The 19,424-nt window shown below is 69.9% G+C and carries 17 protein-coding genes; 1 reads left to right on the top strand and 16 read right to left on the bottom strand.

The window, feature by feature from the left end:
* The first annotated feature begins 55 nt into the window (after nucleotides 1-55).
* The gene (locus tag HWX22_RS21975; RefSeq protein WP_175916384.1) at nucleotides 56-1,951 is read left to right on the top strand and encodes a glycosyl transferase; all 1,896 of its coding nucleotides are present in this window, start codon (nucleotides 56-58) and stop codon (nucleotides 1,949-1,951) included.
* A 101-nt stretch (nucleotides 1,952-2,052) separates the two neighbouring features.
* Here the strand turns inward: HWX22_RS21975 and HWX22_RS21970 are convergent, their stop codons facing one another.
* The 16 genes from HWX22_RS21970 to HWX22_RS21895 form a co-directional block, all read right to left on the bottom strand.
* On the bottom strand, nucleotides 2,053-2,670 hold the full coding sequence (locus HWX22_RS21970; protein WP_175916383.1) for a DUF924 family protein: 618 nt from the start codon (nucleotides 2,668-2,670) through the stop codon (nucleotides 2,053-2,055).
* Nucleotides 2,667-3,398, bottom strand: a complete 732-nt coding sequence (locus HWX22_RS21965) for an alanyl-tRNA editing protein (RefSeq protein WP_059820652.1) — start codon at nucleotides 3,396-3,398, stop codon at nucleotides 2,667-2,669. Before HWX22_RS21965 ends, HWX22_RS21970 begins: the two co-directional genes overlap by 4 nt.
* Before the next feature lie 103 nt (nucleotides 3,399-3,501).
* Complete coding sequence (locus tag HWX22_RS21960; RefSeq protein ID WP_175916382.1) at nucleotides 3,502-3,912, bottom strand: group II truncated hemoglobin; 411 nt, start codon at nucleotides 3,910-3,912, stop codon at nucleotides 3,502-3,504.
* 42 nt (nucleotides 3,913-3,954) lie between these two features.
* Nucleotides 3,955-6,459, bottom strand: coding sequence for an FtsX-like permease family protein (locus tag HWX22_RS21955; RefSeq protein WP_175916403.1), 2,505 nt, complete (start codon nucleotides 6,457-6,459; stop codon nucleotides 3,955-3,957).
* Nucleotides 6,460-6,566: 107 nt separating this feature from the next.
* On the bottom strand, nucleotides 6,567-7,184 hold the full coding sequence (locus HWX22_RS21950) for a DUF4126 domain-containing protein (protein WP_040144699.1): 618 nt from the start codon (nucleotides 7,182-7,184) through the stop codon (nucleotides 6,567-6,569).
* Nucleotides 7,185-7,406: 222 nt separating this feature from the next.
* Nucleotides 7,407-7,727, bottom strand: a complete 321-nt coding sequence (gene sugE, locus HWX22_RS21945; RefSeq protein WP_059533257.1) for a quaternary ammonium compound efflux SMR transporter SugE — start codon at nucleotides 7,725-7,727, stop codon at nucleotides 7,407-7,409.
* 190 nt (nucleotides 7,728-7,917) lie between these two features.
* The gene (locus HWX22_RS21940) at nucleotides 7,918-8,202 is read right to left on the bottom strand and encodes a DUF333 domain-containing protein (RefSeq protein WP_059689393.1); all 285 of its coding nucleotides are present in this window, start codon (nucleotides 8,200-8,202) and stop codon (nucleotides 7,918-7,920) included.
* Between the two features lie 158 nt (nucleotides 8,203-8,360).
* Nucleotides 8,361-9,059 carry a two-component system response regulator KdpE gene (gene kdpE, locus HWX22_RS21935; RefSeq protein WP_059533261.1) on the bottom strand — a complete coding sequence of 233 codons (699 nt, stop codon included), beginning with the start codon at nucleotides 9,057-9,059 and terminating at the stop codon, nucleotides 8,361-8,363.
* Nucleotides 9,052-11,895, bottom strand: a complete 2,844-nt coding sequence (locus HWX22_RS21930; RefSeq protein ID WP_175916381.1) for a sensor histidine kinase KdpD — start codon at nucleotides 11,893-11,895, stop codon at nucleotides 9,052-9,054. Before HWX22_RS21930 ends, kdpE begins: the two co-directional genes overlap by 8 nt.
* A gap of 147 nt (nucleotides 11,896-12,042) precedes the next feature.
* Nucleotides 12,043-12,624, bottom strand: coding sequence for a potassium-transporting ATPase subunit KdpC (gene kdpC, locus HWX22_RS21925; RefSeq protein WP_059533265.1), 582 nt, complete (start codon nucleotides 12,622-12,624; stop codon nucleotides 12,043-12,045).
* Between the two features lie 27 nt (nucleotides 12,625-12,651).
* Complete coding sequence (gene kdpB / locus HWX22_RS21920) at nucleotides 12,652-14,736, bottom strand: potassium-transporting ATPase subunit KdpB (protein WP_175916380.1); 2,085 nt, start codon at nucleotides 14,734-14,736, stop codon at nucleotides 12,652-12,654.
* A 54-nt stretch (nucleotides 14,737-14,790) separates the two neighbouring features.
* Nucleotides 14,791-16,596, bottom strand: a complete 1,806-nt coding sequence (gene kdpA / locus HWX22_RS21915; protein WP_175910894.1) for a potassium-transporting ATPase subunit KdpA — start codon at nucleotides 16,594-16,596, stop codon at nucleotides 14,791-14,793.
* A complete protein-coding gene (kdpF, locus tag HWX22_RS21910; RefSeq protein ID WP_006752209.1) occupies nucleotides 16,593-16,685 on the bottom strand; it encodes a K(+)-transporting ATPase subunit F in 93 nt (30 codons plus the stop codon). Before kdpF ends, kdpA begins: the two co-directional genes overlap by 4 nt.
* Nucleotides 16,686-16,993: 308 nt before the next feature.
* Nucleotides 16,994-17,968 carry a quinone oxidoreductase gene (locus HWX22_RS21905; protein WP_175910896.1) on the bottom strand — a complete coding sequence of 325 codons (975 nt, stop codon included), beginning with the start codon at nucleotides 17,966-17,968 and terminating at the stop codon, nucleotides 16,994-16,996.
* Between the two features lie 177 nt (nucleotides 17,969-18,145).
* A complete protein-coding gene (locus tag HWX22_RS21900; protein WP_059533273.1) occupies nucleotides 18,146-18,538 on the bottom strand; it encodes a methylglyoxal synthase in 393 nt (130 codons plus the stop codon).
* 55 nt (nucleotides 18,539-18,593) lie between these two features.
* Nucleotides 18,594-19,373, bottom strand: coding sequence for an SDR family oxidoreductase (locus HWX22_RS21895; RefSeq protein WP_059533275.1), 780 nt, complete (start codon nucleotides 19,371-19,373; stop codon nucleotides 18,594-18,596).
* Between the last annotated feature and the right edge of the window lie 51 nt (nucleotides 19,374-19,424).

Genomic DNA, 19,424 nt, shown 5'->3' with positions numbered 1-19,424 from the left:
TTATTGGGTTCGGCCCATGTCGCCGGACCGGCTTGACCCGACCGAGATCTTTTCCATGCCAGGAACCGCAGCGCCCGGCCGGCGACGCACGTCCGTGCCCGCTCCGGCCACGCACGCCCGATCAGCCACCGATCCCGACCTCAGCGCGACACTCCATGCCGCCGGTACGCCCGCCGTGGGCGGCACCGCCGCGACGGACACCGCCCGCGATCGCGTCCTCCAGCTCGGCTGGCGCGTCTGGTTGCTGGTCGCCGCGCTGGTCTGCGCATACACGCTGCCGGGCGTGCTCGGCCACGATCCGTGGAAGCAGGACGAAACCTATACGTTCGGCATCATCCAGCACATGCTCGAGACGGGCGACTTCGTCGTGCCGACCAACGCGGGCCAGCCGTTCATGGAAAAGCCCCCGCTCTACGCGTGGGTCGCGACGAGTCTCGCGTGGCTGTTGCAGCGGGTGATGCCGCTGCACGACGCGGCACGGCTCGCGAGCGCGCTGTTCGCGGCGCTCGCGTTCGGCTTCATCGCACGCGCGGCGCGCAGTGCCAGCCGCGCCGACAGCTGGCTCGACCTGCGCGTGATCGGCCCCGTCGTGCTGAGCGCGAGCACGCTCGTCGTCGTCAAGCACGTGCACGACATGATGACGGACGTCGCGCTGTTCGCGGGCACCGCGATGGGCTTCTGCGGCCTGCTCGAGCTCGTGATGCAGCACGTCGCGCGGGCGCGCCAGATGCGGCACGGGCTGCCGGTGCGGCCGTCCGGCCGCTGGGCCGCGCCGATCTTCGGCGCGGGCGTCGGCATCGCGCTGATGGCGAAGGGCCTGTTCGTGCCGCTCGTGTTCGCTGCCACGCTCACGGGCGCGCTGGTGCTCTACCCCGTGTGCCGTACGCGTGCGTTCGCGCGCTCGCTCGGCGTCGCCGCGCTGGTGTTCGCACCGTTCGCGCTCGTCTGGCCGACCGCGCTGTTCCTGCGTTCCGAGACGCTGTTCATGACCTGGTTCTGGGACAACAACGTCGGCCGCTTCTTCGGTTTCTCGGTGCCGGAACTCGGCGCGGAAAACGACAAGCCGTTCTTCATCCTGCGTGCGTTCCTGCTGCTCGGCTTCCCGGTCGCGCCGCTCGCGATCGTCGCGCTGGCGCGCGGCGCATGGCGCGACTGGCGCACGCCGCGCATCGCGCTGCCCGTCCTGTTCGCCGGGGTTGGCCTCGCGGTGCTGCAAGTGTCCGCAACCTCGCGCCAGCTGTACATCCTGCCGTTCTTCGCGCCGCTCGCGCTGGTTGCCGCGCAGGCGATCGAGCGCCTGCCGCGCGGGCTGCATCTCGCGTGGGATTACCTGAGCCGCCTGCTGTTCGGCACCGTCGTCGCGCTCGCGTGGGGAATCTGGGCGGTGATGGCCGATCCGGGCGCATCGCGTGCGGACCTCGCGCCGCTCGGCCGATGGCTGCCGCTCGACTGGACGATGCCGATCGTGCCCGGGCTCGTGATCGGCGCGCTCGTGCTGACGGTCGGCTGGCTGTGGCTGCTGCCGAAGCTGCGCACGACCGGCCTGTGGCGCGGCGCGCTGTCGTGGGGCGCGGGCGCGCTGGTCGCGTGGGGTCTCGTGTATACGCTGTTGCTGCCGTGGCTCGACGTCGCGAAGAGTTACCGGTCGGTGTTCGACGACCTGAATGCGCATCTCGCGCTCGAATGGAGCGACGGCGACTGCATGGCGAGCCTGCACGGGCTCGGCGAATCGGAAGCGCCGATGCTGTACTACTTCTCCGGTATCCAGCACACGCCGATCGACGACGCGAAGACGACCCGCTGCACGTGGATGATCGTCCAGGGCGTGCGGGCAGTCGATCCGGCGCCGGGCAGCGAGTGGAAGCTGTTCTGGACCGGCGCTCGCCCGGGCGACGACGAGGAACTGCTGCGCGTCTACGTGCGCACCCCCGAAGAGCACGAAACGCAGTGATGCAAGGCGGCGCCGCGAAACGGCGCCGTCATCATTTCCGGAAGGCCGGCCAAGCGGCGCTCGAGCACGCTTTCACGCGCGCCGCCCCACCACCCCGCACGTCAGAACGACGAGCCCGGCTCGCGCAGGAATGCCGTCTCCGCATCGGTCGACGTACGGCCGAGAATCGCGTTCCGGTGCGGAAAACGGCCGAAGCGCTCGACCACGGCCGCATGACGCAACGCGAAGTCGTGATAGCTCTCGCACCCGGCCTCGCCGCGAATGCCCGCGCACAGGCGCACGGCCTCGCGCTGGCTCTCGTCCGACTCGTCATGTTCGAACGGCAGGTACGCGAACGCACGGTGATGGCCGCTCGGCAATTGCGCGTCCCACCCGGTCGCGACGACGCGCCGCGCGAGCGCCAGCGCCTTCGGATCGGCGGCGAACGCACGCGGCGTGCCGCGATGAATGTTGCGCGAAAACTGGTCGAGCACCACGATCAGCGCGAGCGCACCGAGCGGCGTGTCGGCCCAGCGATCGTAGGCGCCGTCGCACGCGGCGTCGAGCAACACGCCATAGCGCGTCCGCAGCACGTCGTCGAACGCCGCACCGCCGTTGAACCACATCTTGCGCGCGTGGCCGAACTCGACCGAACCCGGCTCGCCGAACCAGAAATCGAGAATCTCGCGCGCTTGCGGATCGAGCGCCGCGGCACTGTCCGTCAGGTTATCGATCGTCATGCAAACTCCAGTACGAGGCGCCGTGTCCGCGCGCTCTTCTTTTCAAGTTTGGCGACCCGCAGGTCGCCGATTTCCGACGTATTGCGCACATGCGTGCCGCCGCACGGCTGCAGATCGACGCCTTCGATGCGCAGCAGCCGCACGCGGCCCAGCCCCATTGGCGGCTTCACGCTCATCGTGCGCACGAGGTCGGGCCGCTCGGCCATCTCGGCGTCGGTGATCCATTCGGTCGTGACCGCATGCGCGCCGTGGACCAGCGCCGCGAGACGGCGCTCGACGTCGATGCGATCGATCGCGTCCGACGTCGCGAAATCGAGCCGCACGTAGTCGGCTGTCACGCTGCAGCCGTCGACCGGATACGGCAGCACCGCGCACATCAGATGCGCGGCCGTATGCAGCCGCATGTGCCGGTAGCGGCGCAGCCAGTCGATGTCCGCGATCACGCGCGCGCCGGGTGCGAGCGCCGCGACGCGCGCTTCCTGGCCCGTCGCGGGCACGTGCACGGCGTCGTCGGGCGTTGCGCCGTCGAACTTCGCCTTGCGCGTGTCGGCGATCGTGATCGCGCTGCCGTCAGGCAGCGTCAGCGTGCCGCTGTCGCCGGCCTGCCCGCCGCCAAGCGGATAGAACACGGTGCGGTCGAGCCGGATGCCGTCATCGCCAATGGCCGCGACGACGGCCTCGCATTGCGTCAGATAGGCATCTTCACGAAACAGTGCGTGGGTCGTCATCGGGCGAGCCTCGTATCGTTGGGGAAGCGGACAGTGTCGCGCCGCGCCGGCCACACGCCCAGACGCAGATCGTCCGGCGCACGGACAGCGGCGTACCGGTCGATCAACCGGGCCGGTTGCGCATCCAGTCGGCCGTGTCATAGAACGAATGCATGAGCCGTTCACGCAGCGGCTCGACCAACCCGATGTCCTCCATTGCCCACGCCATGCAGCGCAGCCACTGATCGCGCTCGACCGACGCGATCGGGAACGGCAGGTGCCGCGCGCGCAGCCGCGGGTGGCCGAACCGGCTGATGTAGTGATCCGGACCGCCGAGCCAGCCGCACAGGAACCAGAACAGCTTGTCGCGCGAGCCGTCGAGCGACGCCGGATGCAGCGCGCGAATCTCCGCGAACTCGGGCTCGAGGTCCATCAGGTCGTAAAAGCGATCCACCATTTCGCGCACGCGGGTTTCGCCGCCCACGAGCTCGAACGCCGTCGGTTGCGACGGCGCCTCATCATTCACATCGGTCATACGGATAATCGGAAACGGGATAGTCGGGGCCGCCGGCGACGCTCAGGCGTCGCGCAGCGACTGCAGCGCCGGGCGCCGCAACACATTATGCAGGCTCAGCCAGCCGGCCGCACCGGCGCACGCGACGCCGGCCGCGATGCCGGCCGGCACGAGCCACGGATCGACGGCGAGCTGGAAGTCGAACACGCGCGACGCAAGCACCCAGCCGACCGCGATCGCACCGGCTGACGCCAGCGCGCCGGCCAGCGCGCCGACGACGATGAATTCCGCGCGCTGCACCGCATTGATTTGCGCGCGCGACGCGCCGAGCGCGCGCAGCAGCGCAGCCTCGCGCACGCGCTCGTCGCGCGAGCCGGCGAGCGCCGTGTACAGCACGAGCACGCCCGCCGCGAGCGTGAACGCAAACAGGAACTGCACCGCGCCGACCACCTGCAGCATCATCCGCTGCAACTGGGCGAGGATCGGTGCAACGTCGATCGCGGTCAGGTTCGGGTAGCGCGCGATCAGCGGATCGAGCAGCGCCGCCTGCTCGGCCGGCAGGTGGAAACTCGTCAGGTAGACGGCAGGGAAATCCTTCAGCACCGGCGGCGGCATCAGCACGAAAAAGTTGACGCGGAACGAGCCCCAGTCGAGCTTGCGCACGCTGGTGATCGGCGCATCGACCGTCAGCCCCGTCACGTCGAAGCGCAGCGTGTCACCCGGCTTCACGTTCAGCGTCTTCGCGAGCCCGGCCTCGATCGAGATCTGCGGGCTGGCCGAACGGCCGAACCAGTCGCCTTCGACGATCCGGTTGTCGGACGGCAGCTCGGTCGTATACGACAGGTTGAACTCGCGGTCGACGAGCCGGCGCGCCTCGTCCGACGGATACGCGTCCGGGTTCACCGGCTTGCCGTTGATCGCGACGAGCCGGCCGCGCACCATCGGCGCGGGCACCGCGTCGCGTACGCCGTGCGCGGCGAGCCATGCGGCGACGTCGTCGCGCTGGTCGGGCTGGATGTCGATCAGGAACTGGTTAGGCGCATCGGGCGGCGTCGACTGCCGCCAGCCGGCGACGAGGTCGTTGCGCGTGATCGCGATCAGCAGCAGGCACATCAGGCCCAGCGCGAGCGCGGTGATCTGCAGCGCGCTGGCCGTGCCGCGCCGGTGCAGCGACGCGAGCGCGTAGCGCCAGCCGACGCCTGCGGCCACGCGCGCATCGCGCACGGCTCGCGCCGCCGCATACAGCGCGAGCCGTGCGATCAGCGAGAAACCGACCAGGGCGCCCGCGAACCCGCCCGCGACGATCAGCCCGAGCTTCAGATTGCCCGCAGCGACGATCAACAGCCCCGCGAACAGCACGATGCCGAGCGCGTACAAGGCCCAGGCCGTGCGCGACGCGTCGCCCCAGTCGCGCCGCAGCACGCGCACCGGCGGCACGCGGGTGAGCGGCGCGAGCGGCGGCAGCGCGAAGCCGAGCAGCAGCACGAGCGCGGCGCCGATCCCGACGAGCGCGGGCCAAGGCGTGGGCGGCGGCAGCACGACGTCGATCAGGCTGCCGAGCGCCGCGAGAAGCGCCCAGTGGCCGCCATAGCCGAGCACCGCGCCGGCGACGCCCGAGACGATGCCGATGCCGGCGAATTCGAGCGTGAACAGCGCGCCGAGCGTGCGGCGGCTCACGCCGAGGCAGCGCATCGTCGCGCAGCCGTCCAGATGGCGCCGCATGTAGCGCTGCGCGGCCATCGCGATCGCGACCGCCGCGAGCAGCGCGGTCAGGAGCGCGACGAGCGTCAGGAAATGGCGCGCGCGATCGAGCGTCTGGCGCACCTGCGGCTGGCCTTCCTGCAACGATTCGAGACCGACGCCGCGCAGCTTGCCGCCGTCGACGCGCCCGTGCGCGTAGGCCTCGAAGCGCGCGACGGCCGGTGTGTCGCCGGCCACGAGCAGCCGGTACGTGACGCGGCTGCCGTAACCGGTGAGCCCCGTCGCGGCGAGTTCGTCCGCGCGCATCATCAACCGTGGCGAGAAGTTGACGAACGAGAAGCCGCGATCGAGCTCGCGGGAGATCGACGCGGCGACCGTGAACGTGCGCAGCCCGACGCGCACGGTGTCCCCCGCCTTCAGGTGCAATGCGTCGAGCAGCGCGGGATCGGCCCACACGGTGCCGGGCGCGGGGATCGCGGTCGCCTTGTGCGCGGCGGTCGCGCCGGCCGGCACGATCTCGACCGCGCCGCGCAGCGGATACCCGGGCGATACGGCCTTCACGGCCGCGAGGCGCGCGGGCGCCGCGTCGCTCGCCTGCCCGCCGGCGGCCGATGCGATCATGCTCGGGAAGATCGCGGTCGTCGCGGTACGCAGCCCGAGCGCGCGCGCCTCGCGGTCGAACGACGGATCGACGGGATGGTCGGCGCGCACGACGAAATCGGCGCCGAGCATCTGGCGCGCGTCGCGTTCGAGCCCCTGGCGCAGCCGGTCGGCGAGGAAGCCGACGCTCGTCAGCGCGGCGACCGCGAGCACCAGCGCCAGCACGAGCAGCGTCAGTTCGCCGGCGCGCCAGTCGCGCGCGGTCATCCGCGCGGCCTGGCGGATCAGGTCGTGCCAGCCGAAGCGGCCGGCATGGCCGGGCCGCCCGGCCGACGACGGGTCAGCGTGCTGCCGCTCGACAGGGGACGGCGCCTTCAATCGCGCTTGCCCCCGATCGAGTTGAGCCGCGACACCATGTGGTTCGCCATCCCGCGAAAGCCGCCCGACACGCCGCGCCACAGGCGCGGCAGCGCCCAGGCCGACGCCGCGATGAACGCGGCGAGCAGGACGAGGAACGCGAGGGGAACGAAGAATGCGAGTGCGAGGCCGCCGAACACGAGGCCGTCCTCGGTGGACGACGCGACCCAGTTCGAGATCGGCTCGGGAGACAGGTTGATCAGCGCGCGCGTGCCGGCCTTCGCGACGTGGGCGGCACCGGCGAGCGACCCGCCGGCCAGCCCGGCGACCGCGAGCACGGTCGGGTCGGCATGGCCGAGCGCACCGGCGGCCAGCACCGCGCCGGCCGGAATGCGGATGAAGGTGTGCACCGCGTCCCACAGCGAATCGAACGCGGGAATCTTGTCGGCAAGGAATTCGGTGACGGCGAGCACGGCGGCGGCGCCGATGACCCACGGCGACGTCAGGACCGCGAGCGTGTCCGGCAGATGAAGCCAGCCGACCCGCGCGAGCACGCCGGCGATCAGCACCGTCAGGTAAAGGCGCAGCCCGCTCGCCCACGCGAGCCCCGCGCCGAGCGAAATGGCTTCGATCATGGCCCTCTCCTTGCACTTTTCCGTGCGATTTGCCGATTGATCGGATCGAGCCGGTACGACCGGCCGCGCGGCGCGTGGCGACCGGCGCCGCTGCCGAGCGCGGCGCGGCGACATTCAGGCCCGAATGCGTTCCATTATAGACAGGCTGGCACAAGGGCCGGCGCAATTCCGCAGTGCGTCACGGCCGGGCACCGGCGCCGGCCGGCGCCCGGCGCGGCGGCGTCAGGCGGCCGACGACAGCTTCAGGCCGACCAGCCCGAGCACGATCAGCGACGCGCTCGCGACGCGGGCGGCGGTGAGCGCCTCGCCCATCATCACGATCCCGAACACGAACGCGCCGACCGCGCCGATGCCCGTCCACACCGCATACGCGGTGCCGAGCGGCAACTGGCGCATCGCGACCGCGAGCAGCCCGAAGCTGGCAAGCGCCGTCACGATCGTAAACACCGACGGTCCGAGCTTCGTGAAACCCTCGGACGATTTCATGCCAGCCGCCCAGGCCACTTCCAGCAAACCGGCAATCAACAACAATACCCACGCCATCTCGACGTACTCCGGATCGGATGGGGCCGTCCCCGTTGAAGCGAATGACCCGGGGTCGTCCCCGGGCGGCGCCGAGTATAACAAGACGCTTACGGACACGCCGGGTGCACCGGCGCCGGGCGCGAACGGAGATCGGGCCGACATCGGGCCGACGCCTGGCGCGGCCACGCCCGCGCTGCCGCGTCCAGCCTCAGTTCGACACGCGCTTGGCGCCGCCACCGCCGATGCAGCGGTCGTCGCGGTACAACGCCCATTCGTCGCACACGCGGCCGTCCTTGAACACGCACATGCCGACCTGCCCGCTCGGCAGGTTGCGGATCACGTGGCGGCCGCCGAGCTTTTCGCAATTGACCGACGCGGGATTGGCGAGCGCCTGCTGCGGCGCCGAAGGCTGCTGCCCGGGCGGCAGCGGCTGCGCGAACGCGCCGGGCGCGGCAAGCGCCAGCGCACTGATGACGACGAGACGGACGGACATGGCACGCTCCTCGGTTTCGTTCGCGGAACGGTCAGCATAGCGGGGAATCCGTGGCCGGTGTGCACGGCCGGAGCATGCGGCGGCAATGTCGCGCCGATGCAACTTCACCGGCGCGACGGCCTTGCATTCAGATCACGTCACGCGGCATGCCGCGGCCGTCACGCGGCGCCGACGAGCCGGTAGCCGACGCCCGTTTCGGTGACGATGTGCTCGGGCTGCGCGGGATCGCGCTCGAGCTTCTGGCGCAGGTGCGCCATGTAGATCCGCAGATAGTGATGGCTCTCGACGTGCGACGGCCCCCAGACGTCCCGCAACAGTTGACGGTGCGTGAGCACGCGCCCCGCATGCCGCACGAGCGTCGCGAGCAGCCGGTATTCGAGCGGCGTCAGGTGCACGATCTCGCCGTCGCGCCACACCTGGCGCAGCGCGAGATCGACGGTCACGCCGCCGAAGCCCACCTTCGGCGATTCGTTCGCGCCGCCCTGGTTGCGCCGGCGCAGTTGCGCACGGATCCGCGCGCGCAGTTCGGACACGCCGAACGGCTTGGTCAGGTAGTCGTCGGCGCCCGCGTCGAGCGCGGCGACCTTCTCCTCTTCCTGCGTGCGCGCGGACAGCACGATCACCGGCACCTCGGACCAGCCGCGCAGCTCGCGGATCACGTCGAGGCCGTCGGTGTCGGGCAGGCCGAGATCGACGATCACGAGATCGGGCTTGCGGGTCGCCGCGTCGATCAGCCCCTGCTTGCCCGTCTCCGCCTCGAACACGGCGATGTCCTCCTCTTCGAGCGCGGCGCGCACGAAGCGGCGGATCTGTTTCTCGTCCTCGATCAGGACGACGGTCAGGCTCGGTTCACTCATGGTCTGGCAATGGCTCGGAGGGGGACGATGCGCCGGGCAAGTCGATTTCGTCGTCGGGTACGGCAGGCACGGCCGGCGGCGTGTCGACCGGCAGCGTGAACCAGAAGCGCGCGCCCGTCACGCGGCCGTCGGGCGCGGTACGGTTGAGCGCGCCGATTTTACCGCCGTGCGCCTCGACGATCGCGCGGCAGATCGCGAGGCCGAGCCCGATGCCCGGCGTCGCCGATTCCTTCTCGCCGCGCGTGAACTTGTCGAAGATCCGCGTTTCCATGCCGGCCGGCAGGCCCGGGCCGTGATCGTCGACGTGCACGCGCACGAACGGCTGGCCGTCGTCGGTCACGCGCTCGGCGCCGATCTCGATCGACGTATCGGGCGGCGTGTACTTCGCCGCGTTCTCGAACAGGTTGGTGAACAGCCGCTCCATCAGCACCGCGTCCATCTGCAGGAGCGGCAGGTCGGCCGGCAGCGAAACGCGCGCGGGATGCCGCGCGAGCACGCGCTTGCACGCGGCGAGCGCGGCGCCGACGGCTTCCTCGAGCAGCGACCACTGGCGCTTGAGCTGCAGGCTGCCGGCCTGCAGCCGCGCCATGTCGAGCAGGTTCGTGACGATGCCCGTCATCCGCAGCGCCTCGTCGTGGATCGCGTCGACCAGCTCGCCCTCGCGCTGCGCGAAGCGCTCGGCCGCCGCGGCATCGCCGTCCTGCGCGGCCGCGCGTCCGTTCGCGAGCATCGACGAAAAACCGACGATCGTCGTGAGCGGCGTGCGCAGGTCGTGCGAGATCGCCGACAGCAGCGAGTTGCGCAGCCGCTCGGACTCCATGTTGACGAGCGCGTCGCGCGCGATCTCGACGTAGTGCACGCGCTCGAGCGCGAGCGCGATCTGCGCGGCGAACGCATCGAGCATCCGCAGCTGCTCGGGCACCTCGAGCTCCCGCGGGTCGCGCGACGCGACCGCGAGCACGCCGCGCGTGCGCATCGGCGCCTTCAGCGGCAGGTACAGCGCGGCGGTCGCGGGCAGCGTGTCGGTGCCGCGGCCGGCCGGCTTCTGCTGGTCGTACACCCACTGGCCGACGTCGCTGTCGAGATCCGCGCCCGTCAGCGTGACGACCGCATCGGGCTCCTCGATCTTCTGCCGCACCTGGTCCGCGCTGTCGGGCAGCAGGAACGCCACGCGCGCGCGGAACACCTCGCCCACGTGGCGGCTGCCGATCTCGACGATCTGCTCGGTCGTCAACGCCGCGCCGAGTTCGCGCGCCATCGCGTAGATCGCGCCGGTGCGGCGCTCGCGACGCTGCGCGATGCTCGCCTGGCGCGTCAGCGTCGACGTCAGATGGCTGATCACGAGCGACGTCAGCAGCATCCCGAAGAAGGTCAGCAGGTACTGCGTGTCGCTGACCGAGAACGACATGCGTGGCGGCACGAAGAAGAAATCGAACGCGGCGACCGACAGGAACGACTGCAGCACGCCCGGGCCGCGCCCGAGCCGCACGGCCGAAAACACGACGCCGAGCAGATACAGCATCACGAGGTTCGTCAGGTCGAGCCGCTCGGACACGATGCTCGCGACGCCGGTGATCGCCGCGCAGATCGCGGCCGCGTACAGGTAGTGGCGCGGCGGCGAACGCCGCATGCCGAATTGCGCGAACGTGTCGCGCCAGTCGCGTGCGCGCGCGTCGAGCGGCGTCGCGCGCACTTCGTCGCTCGCCGACGCACGGATCAGCATCAGGTCGACATCGCCCGCGCGCTCGGCGAGCTTTTCGCCGAACGGCCGCGCGAAGCGGCGCGCGAGCCCGACCTTCGGCGAGCCGCCCGCGACGAGCTTCGACACGTTGCGCACCTTCGCGTAGCCGATCAGCGCGGCGACCGCGTCGTCGCCGGCGAGCGTGGCCGTCTCCGCGCCGAGCTCGGCCGCGAGTTTCAGCGCGTCGAGCGTGCGCTGCCGCCGCGCGTCGGGCAGCCGCTGCAGGCGCGGCGTCTCCACATAGACGGCGATCCAGTCGGCCTTCAGGCTCGCGGCGAGCCGCGCGGCGGCGCGCACGAGCGTCGGCGCCTCGGGCCCCGGCCCGACGCACACGAGCAGCCGCTCGCGCGCCTGCCAGATGCGCTGGATCGAACGGTCGGCGCGGTATTCGCGCATCTGCGCGTCGACGCGGTCCGCCGTGCGCCGCAACGCCAGTTCGCGCAGCGCGATCAGGTTGCCCTTGCGGAAGAAGTTGCGCACCGCGCGCTCGGCCTGCTGCGCGAGATAGACCTTGCCGTCGCGCATCCGCGCGAGCAGTTCCTCGGCCGGCAGGTCGACCAGCGTGACCTCGTCGGCCGCGTCGAACACGCGGTCGGGCACGGTCTCCCACACGCGGATGCCGGTGATCGCGCCGACCACGTCGTTCAGGCTTTCGAGATGCTGGACGTTGACCGTGGTGTACACGTCGATGCCCGCGTCGAGCAGTTCGTAGACGTCCTGCCAGCGCTTCAGGTGACGCGCGCCCTGCACGTTCGAATGCGCGAGCTCGTCGACGAGGATCAGTTGCGGCGCACGCGCGAGCGCGCCGTCGAGATCGAATTCGGCGAGCGTGCGGCCGCGATAGTCGATGCGCGCGAGCGGCAGCACGTCGAGGCCGTCGAGCAGCGCGGCGGTTTCGCTGCGGCCGTGGGTCTCGACGATCCCGACGACGACGTCGACACCATCCTGCTTGCGCTGGCGCGCGGCCTGCAGCATCGCGTAGGTCTTGCCGACGCCGGCGGACGCGCCAAAGAAGATCTTGAGCTGGCCGCGCCGCTGCTTTTCTTCGTCGCGCTGCAGCTTGTCGAGGAGTTGGTCGGGATCGGGGCGGTTCATGCGTCGGGAAGGCGAAGCGCGGGATTGCGAACGAGTACCGTCATTGTTGTTCCAAATCGCCGCAAAAGGCAAAGACGGCGCATGCGCCGTCGGAAAAGCGCGTCCGGCGCAGATCGGGCCGCGCCGGACGCCGGTTGTCGCACACGGTCAGTGCGCGGCCTGCGCCGCGTCGAGCGCGAGGTTCAGCTTCAGCACGTTCACGCGCGGCTCGCCGAGCACGCCGAACTGGCGGCCGGCCGTGTTCGCGGCGACGAGCTGCGCGACCGCATCCGCCGTCAGGTTGCGCGCCTTCGCGACGCGCTCGACCTGGTACGCGGCGGCGGCCGGCGTGATCTCCGGATCGAGGCCGCTCGCCGACGCCGTCACGAGGTCGACAGGCACGGGCTTCGACATGTCGGTGCCCGCGTCGCGCAGCGCGGCGATGCGCGCCTTCACCTGGTCGGCGAGCGACGGGTTCAGCGGGCCGAGGTTCGAGCCGCCGGAGCCCGTCGCGTTGTACGGCATCGGCGACGTGGCCGACAGCCGGCCCCAGAAATACTTCGGCGCATCGAACGGCTGGCCGATCAGCGCGGAGCCGACCGCCTTGCCGTCCTTCTCGATCAGGCTGCCGTTCGCCTGCGACGGGAACACGGCCTGGCCGAACACGGTCATCACGGCCGGGTAGGCAAGCCCCGTCACGACGGTCAGTACGACGAAGATCACGACGAGCGGGCGAATCAACGATTTCATGATGGTTCTTCCTTCAGGTACGGCGCATCAGGCCCAGCCGAGCGCGGCGAGCGTCATGTCGATCAGCTTGATGAACGGGAACGGCAGCAGCACGCCGCCGAGGCCGTACACCAGCAGGTTGCGGCGCAGCAGCGACGCGGCGCCGAGCGGCCGGTAGGTGACGCCCTTCAGCGCGAGCGGGATCAGCGCGACGATGATCAGCGCGTTGAAGATCACCGCCGACAGGATCGCCGACGCCGGCGACGTCAGATGCATGATGTCGAGCACGCGCAGCTGCGGGTACGTCGTCACGAACGCGGCCGGGATGATCGCGAAGTATTTCGCGATGTCGTTCGCGATCGAGAAGGTCGTCAGCGAGCCGCGCGTCATCAGCATCTGCTTGCCGATCTCGACGATCTCGATCAGCTTCGTCGGGTTCGAGTCGAGGTCGACCATGTTGCCGGCTTCCTTCGCCGCCTGCGTGCCGGTGTTCATCGCCACCGCCACGTCGGCCTGCGCGAGCGCCGGCGCGTCGTTGGTGCCGTCGCCCGTCATCGCGACGAGGCGCCCCGCCGCCTGGTGCTCGCGGATCGTCGCGAGCTTGGTTTCCGGCGTTGCTTCCGCGAGGAAATCGTCGACACCCGCTTCCGCCGCGATCGCCGCGGCGGTGAGCCGGTTGTCGCCCGTCACCATCACGGTCTTGATGCCCATCTTGCGCAGTTCCGCGAAGCGCTCCTTGATGCCGCCCTTCACGATGTCCTTCAGCTCGATCACGCCGAGCACGCGCGCCGCGCCGTCATGCAGGTCGGCCACGACGAGCGGCGTGCTGCCGCGGCGCGCGACTTCGTCGACCGCGCGGCGCACTTCGTCCGGAAAGCGGCTGCCGTGCGTCTCGACGTAGCGGCGGATCGCATCGGCCGCGCCCTTGCGGATTTCACGACCGGGCAGATCGACGCCGCTCATCCGCGTCTGCGCGGAGAAGCCGAGGAACGTCGCATGCAGTTGCGCCATGTCGCGCTGGCGGATGTTGAAGCGTTCCTTCGCGAGCACGACGATGCTGCGGCCCTCCGGCGTTTCGTCGGCGAGTGACGACAGCTGCGCGGCGTCGGCCAGCGCTTCCTCGGTCACGCCCGGCGCGGGCACGAACATCGACGCCTGGCGGTTGCCGAGCGTGATCGTGCCGGTCTTGTCGAGCAGCAGCACGTCGACGTCACCGGCCGCTTCGACCGCCCGGCCCGACGTCGCGATCACGTTCGCCTGCATCATCCGGCTCATCCCGGCCACGCCGATCGCGGACAGCAGCCCGCCGATCGTCGTTGGGATCAGGCACACGAGCAGCGCGACGAGCACGGTGATCGTCACCACGTGACCGGCCTTCATCGCGTCGACCGCGAACATCGAGAACGGCAGCAGCGTCGCGGTCGCGAGCAGCATCACGATCGTCAGCGCGACAAGCAGGATCGTCAGCGCGACCTCGTTCGGCGTCTTCTTGCGCTTCGCGCCTTCGACCATCGCGATCATCCGGTCGAGGAACGCCTCGCCCGGGTTCGCCGTGACCTTCACGACGATCCAGTCGGACAGCACGCGCGTGCCGCCCGTCACCGACGAGAAGTCGCCGCCCGACTCGCGGATCACCGGCGCGGATTCGCCGGTGATCGCCGATTCGTCGACCGATGCGACGCCCTCGACGACTTCACCGTCGGCCGGGATCACGTCGCCGGCCTCGACCAGCACGACGTCGCCCTTGCGCAGGTCGGACGCGGTCATGATCCGGATCGGCGACTTCGGATGCGGCTCGTTGAGCTTCTTCGCCATCACGTCCTTCTTCGCGCTGCGCAGCGATGCGGCCTGCGCCTTCGAGCGCCCTTCGGCGAGCGCTTCGGCGAAGTTCGCGAACAGCACCGTGAACCACAGCCACAGCGCGATCGCGAGGATGAAGCCCGCCGGCGCCTCGGCCTGGCCGACGAGCGCCGCGATCCACAGGATCGTGGTCAGGATGCTGCCGACGTACACGCAAAACATCACCGGGTTGCGGAACTGCGTGCGCGGCGTGAGTTTCTTGAACGAATCCACGATCGCCGGACGCAGCAGCGCCGGATCGAACATGGACCGTGTTGCGGAATGTTGAGTCATTGCGATCTCTTCAATCTCTTCAGTCTTTGCAAGGTGTCGCCATGCGGGCGCGCATCACGCGCCCAGCCACATCATCAGATGCTCGACGCCCGGGCCGAGCGCGAGCGCCGGCACGTAGGTCAGCGCGCCCACCAGCATCACGGTGCCCAGCAGCAGCACGACGAACAGCGGGCCGTGCGTCGGCAGCGTGCCGCTCGTCGCCGCAATGCGCTTCTTCGCGGCGAGCGAGCCGGCGATCGCCAGCACCGGCACGATCGTGCCGAAGCGGCCGAACCACATCGCGATCGCGGTCATCCAGTTGTAGAACGGCGTGCCGACCGTCAGGCCCGCGAACGCGCTGCCGTTGTTGTTCGCGGCCGAGCTGAACGCGTACAGGATTTCCGAGAAGCCGTGCGGGCCCGGATTCGCGATGCCGGCCTTGCCCGCATCGGCGAGCACCGCGATCGACGTGCCGAGCAGCACGAGCAGCGGCGTGAGCAGCACGACGATCGACACCATCTTCATCTCGTACGACTCGATCTTCTTGCCGACGTATTCCGGCGTGCGGCCGATCATCAGGCCCGCGACGAACACCGCGAGCAGCGCGAACACGAGCATCCCGTAGAGGCCGGAACCGACGCCGCCGTAGATCACCTCGCCGAGCTGCATCAGCAGCATCGGCACGAGACCGCCGAGCGGCGTCAGCGAATCGTGCATCGTGTCGACCGCGCCGCACGACGCGGCCGTCGTCGCGACCGTGAAGATGCCGGTCTGCGCGATGCCGAAGCGCGTTTCCTTGCCTTCCATGTTGCCGCCCGGCTGCAGCGCGCTCGTCGACTGGTCGACGTGCAGCGCGGCGAGCGTCGGGTTGCCGGCCTGCTCGGCGCTCACCTCGACGCCGATCGCGATCACGAACGCGACCGTCATCGCCGCGAGCACCGCGATGCCCTGCCGGCGGTCGCCGATCATCCGGCCGAACACGAGGGCCAGCGCGGCCGGGATGATCAGGATCGAGAAGATCTGCAGGAAGTTCGCGAACGGCGTCGGGTTCTCGTACGGGTGCGCGGAGTTCGCGTTGAAGAAGCCGCCGCCGTTGGTGCCGAGCATCTTGATCGCTTCTTGCGACGCGACCGGACCCATCGCGAGCGTCTGCTTCACGAGCGGCGCGGGCACCGTCACCGGGTTGCCCTTGTCGTCCTTGACCGGGTTGCCCTGCGCGTCGAGCTTCGGCGCCGCGTAGGTGCTCGCCTGCAGCACCGGCACGTCCTGGTACGCCTTCATGTTCTGGATCACGCCCTGGCTCATCAGCAGCGCGGCGACGAGCGCGGCCATCGGCACGAGCACGTACAGCGTCACGCGCGTGAGGTCGACCCAGAAGTTGCCGATCGTCTGCGCGGTATGACGCGCGAAGCCGCGGATCAGCGCGATCACGACGACGATGCCCGTTGCCGCCGACAGGAAGTTCTGCACGGTCAGGCCGAGCATCTGCGTCAGGTAGCTGACGGTCTGCTCGGGCGTGTAGTCCTGCCAGTTGGTGTTGGTGACGAAGCTGACGGCGGTGTTGAACGCACCGTCGGCCGTCATCGCGCCGAATTGCTGCGGATTGCCGGGCAGGAACCCCTGCAGGCGCAGCAGGCCATACAGGAACAGCGCGCCGAGCGCGTTGAACGCGATCGTGGCGATCGCATACTGCTTCCAGTTCATTTCGGTGCCGGCGTCGACGCCGGCGATGCGGTACAGCGCGCGCTCGAGCGGCCCGAACACGCGCACGACACGCGAACTGCCGTCCATCACGCCCGTGAGGTAGCGCGCGACCGGCACGGCCGCCGCGAGCAGCACGACGATGAACAGCAGTATCTGCAACAGGTTGTTCGCGTTCATTCGATGTCCTCCGCGCGCAGCAGCGCAAAGACGAGATACGCGAACAGCAGGGCCGTCGAGGCACCCGCGAGCCAAAGCATCCAGGTCATGCGCGCCCCCCGCGACCGTATTGCACGAGCTTCTCGCAACCGGCAAGCAAACCGAGGATCAGCGCGGTGAACAACACCAGTGCGCCGATGAAAACCCCATCCATTTTTGTGTTCTCCGTCGTCGAAATCGGACGACTAGAACCTTATGGGAACGCGCGTAAAGGTCGGGTCAAAGGTAATCGGGCCGGTATAAAAAACGCGTAAACGCGTGCGGCGGGAAACGGCGGGCGGGACGAGGACGAAGCGGGCGGCGGCCAGCGCCGCCCGTCTGGGTGCGTGCCGGCGTGGTGCCGGCACGAAGGGATGCGTCAGGGAACGAGGATCGTCGAGCCGGTCGTCTTGCGCGACTCGAGATCGGCATGCGCGCGGCCGACTTCCGCGAGCGGATAGCGCTGGTTGATGCTCGTCTTCACCTTGCCCGACAGGATCACGTCGAACAGCTCGGCGGCCGCGGATTCGAGATCCGCACGCTTCGCGATGTACGAGAACAGCGTCGGCCGCGTGAAGAACAGCGAGCCGCGCGACGAGAACTCCTTCGAGTCGATCGCCGGCAGCGGGCCCGATGCATTGCCGAAGCTGACGAAAAACCCGAGCGGCGCGAGGCAGTCGAGCGAACCGATGTAGGTGTCCTTGCCGATCGAGTCGTAGACGACCGGCACACCCGCGCCGTTCGTGATCTCCTTCACGCGCTGCGTGAAGTTCTCGCGCGTATAGACGATCGGATGATCGCAGCCGTGCGCCTTCGCGAGCGCGGCCTTCTCGTCGGAGCCGACCGTCCCGATCACGGTCGCGCCGAGCGCCTTCGCCCACTGGCACACGAGCAGGCCGACACCGCCGGCCGCCGCGTGGATCAGGATCGTGTCGCCGGCCTTCACCGGGTACGTGCGGCGCAGCAGATAGTGCGCGGTCAGCCCCTGCAGCATCACCGACGCCGCGTCGTCGTAGCTGATCCCGTCGGGCAGTTTCACGAGCCGCTCGGCCGGCATCACGCGCTCCTGCGCATACGCGCCGGGCGGCTGCCCGACGTAGGCGACGCGATCGCCCGCCTTGAGCGCGGTCACGCCCTCGCCGACGGCCGTCACCTCGCCCGCCGCCTCCATCCCGAGGCCGCCGGGCAGCGGCTGCGGATAGAGGCCGGTGCGGAAATACACGTCGATATAGTTGAGCCCGACCGCATGCTGCCGGATACGGACTTCGCCCGCCTTCGGCTCGCCGACCTCGACATCGACCCACTTCATCACGTCCGGGCCGCCCGGCTGGTCGTATCGGATTGCTTTCGGCATCGTTTCGCTCCTCGTTTCTGAATCGGTCAGGGGATATTCGGGTCGCCGACGCGCTCCGGTGCCGATCGGTACGGGACCGGCGGCGGTGCGCGTCGCGACGCCCGATTCTCGCGCGTCACGGCCGGGCGTGCATGGCCCTGCCGTCAGCAAGGGCAATCAGGCCGGACCGGCGGCCGACTAGCAAACGTCCTGCATGTTGCGCGCCAGATCGTCGAGCAGCATCCGCGCGGTCGCCACGTTCGTCGCGACCGGCACGTCGTGCACGTCGCACGCGCGCACCAGCGCGGTGATGTCCGGATCGTGCGGCTGCGCGGTCATCGGGTCGCGCAGGAACACGACGATGTCGACGCGGCCTTCGGCCAATTCCGCCCCGATCTGCAGGTCGCCGCCGAGCGGCCCCGACAGCTTGCGCTCGACCTCGAGCCCGTGCGCGGCGGCGATGCGGCCGCCCGTCGTGCCCGTTCCGACCAGCCTGCATTGCGCGAGCGTCTCGCGGTACTGGCCCGCGAGCGCGACGATCTCGTCCTTCTTCGCGTCGTGCGCGATCAATGCGATGCGGGGTTTGCTCATCTCCATTTCCTTCGTGGGTCGATTGTTGTCGTATGCGTGAATGGCGGTGCGCGCGTCAGAACGTGCCCGGATACGCGCCGCCGTCGAGCAGCCAGTTCTGCCCCGTGATGTAGCCGGCGTGGACGCTGCAGAGGAACGCGCACGCCGCGCCGAATTCGGCACGCGTGCCGAGGCGCCCGGCCGGGATTTCCTTCGCGCGCCGCGCGCGCATCTCGTCGACCGTCACGCCCTGCGCCTTCGCCGACGCCGCGAGCGTCGTCGCGATCCGGTCGGTGTCGAACAGCCCGGGCAGCAGGTTATTGATCGTCACGCCCTGCCCCGCGACCTTGCGCGACAGCCCCGCGACGAAGCCGGTCAGCCCCGAGCGCGCGCCGTTCGACAGCGCGAGCACGTCGATCGGCGCCTTCACGGCCGAACTCGTGATGTTGACGATCCGGCCGAAACCGCGCCCGATCATCCCGTCGACGGTCGCGCGAATCAGCTCGATCGGCGTCAGCATGTTCGACTCCAGCGCGCGGATCCAGTCGTCGTGCGAGAAATCGCGGAAGTCGCCGGGCGGCGGCCCGCCGGCATTTGTCACGAGAATGTCCGGCTGCGGGCAGGCGGCGAGCGCGGCCGCGCGGCCGTCGGGCGTCGTGATGTCGCAGGCGACGGCGGTGATCGACACGTTCGACCCGGCGCGGATCTCCTCCGCGGTTTCCTCCAGCGTGTCGCGCGTGCGCGCGACGATCACGAGATTCACGCCCTCGGCGGCCAGCGCTTCCGCGCAGCCGCGTCCGAGCCCCTTGCTCGCCGCGCACACGAGCGCGGTCTTTCCTGCGATGCCGAGATCCATCGTCGATTCCCTTATGGCGACGCGCGCCGGCGCGGGCCGGCCGCATCGCCG

Source organism: Burkholderia sp. BCC1638, assembly GCF_902833195.1.
In the GTDB taxonomy this organism is placed as follows: domain Bacteria; phylum Pseudomonadota; class Gammaproteobacteria; order Burkholderiales; family Burkholderiaceae; genus Burkholderia; species Burkholderia diffusa.
Note: the sequence above shows the minus strand (reverse complement) of the source record. Positions and strands in the feature narration are given on the sequence as shown.

What these genes read in the sequence shown, in the direction of transcription:
- kdpC (WP_059533265.1), bottom strand. Translation starts at nt 12,624, where the DNA reads ATGAAATCGTTGATTCGCCCGCTCGTCGTGATCTTCGTCGTACTGACC.
- sugE (WP_059533257.1), bottom strand. Translation starts at nt 7,727, where the DNA reads ATGGCGTGGGTATTGTTGTTGATTGCCGGTTTGCTGGAAGTGGCCTGG.
- HWX22_RS21955 (WP_175916403.1), bottom strand. Translation starts at nt 6,459, where the DNA reads ATGACCGCGCGCGACTGGCGCGCCGGCGAACTGACGCTGCTCGTGCTG.
- HWX22_RS21950 (WP_040144699.1), bottom strand. Translation starts at nt 7,184, where the DNA reads ATGATCGAAGCCATTTCGCTCGGCGCGGGGCTCGCGTGGGCGAGCGGG.
- HWX22_RS21900 (WP_059533273.1), bottom strand. Translation starts at nt 18,538, where the DNA reads ATGAGCAAACCCCGCATCGCATTGATCGCGCACGACGCGAAGAAGGAC.
- HWX22_RS21970 (WP_175916383.1), bottom strand. Translation starts at nt 2,670, where the DNA reads ATGACGATCGATAACCTGACGGACAGTGCCGCGGCGCTCGATCCGCAA.
- kdpE (WP_059533261.1), bottom strand. Translation starts at nt 9,059, where the DNA reads ATGAGTGAACCGAGCCTGACCGTCGTCCTGATCGAGGACGAGAAACAG.
- kdpB (WP_175916380.1), bottom strand. Translation starts at nt 14,736, where the DNA reads ATGACTCAACATTCCGCAACACGGTCCATGTTCGATCCGGCGCTGCTG.
- HWX22_RS21960 (WP_175916382.1), bottom strand. Translation starts at nt 3,912, where the DNA reads ATGACCGATGTGAATGATGAGGCGCCGTCGCAACCGACGGCGTTCGAG.
- HWX22_RS21975 (WP_175916384.1), top strand. Translation starts at nt 56, where the DNA reads ATGCCAGGAACCGCAGCGCCCGGCCGGCGACGCACGTCCGTGCCCGCT.
- HWX22_RS21905 (WP_175910896.1), bottom strand. Translation starts at nt 17,968, where the DNA reads ATGCCGAAAGCAATCCGATACGACCAGCCGGGCGGCCCGGACGTGATG.
- kdpF (WP_006752209.1), bottom strand. Translation starts at nt 16,685, where the DNA reads ATGACCTGGATGCTTTGGCTCGCGGGTGCCTCGACGGCCCTGCTGTTC.
- kdpA (WP_175910894.1), bottom strand. Translation starts at nt 16,596, where the DNA reads ATGAACGCGAACAACCTGTTGCAGATACTGCTGTTCATCGTCGTGCTG.
- HWX22_RS21895 (WP_059533275.1), bottom strand. Translation starts at nt 19,373, where the DNA reads ATGGATCTCGGCATCGCAGGAAAGACCGCGCTCGTGTGCGCGGCGAGC.
- HWX22_RS21965 (WP_059820652.1), bottom strand. Translation starts at nt 3,398, where the DNA reads ATGACGACCCACGCACTGTTTCGTGAAGATGCCTATCTGACGCAATGC.
- HWX22_RS21940 (WP_059689393.1), bottom strand. Translation starts at nt 8,202, where the DNA reads ATGTCCGTCCGTCTCGTCGTCATCAGTGCGCTGGCGCTTGCCGCGCCC.
- HWX22_RS21930 (WP_175916381.1), bottom strand. Translation starts at nt 11,895, where the DNA reads ATGAACCGCCCCGATCCCGACCAACTCCTCGACAAGCTGCAGCGCGAC.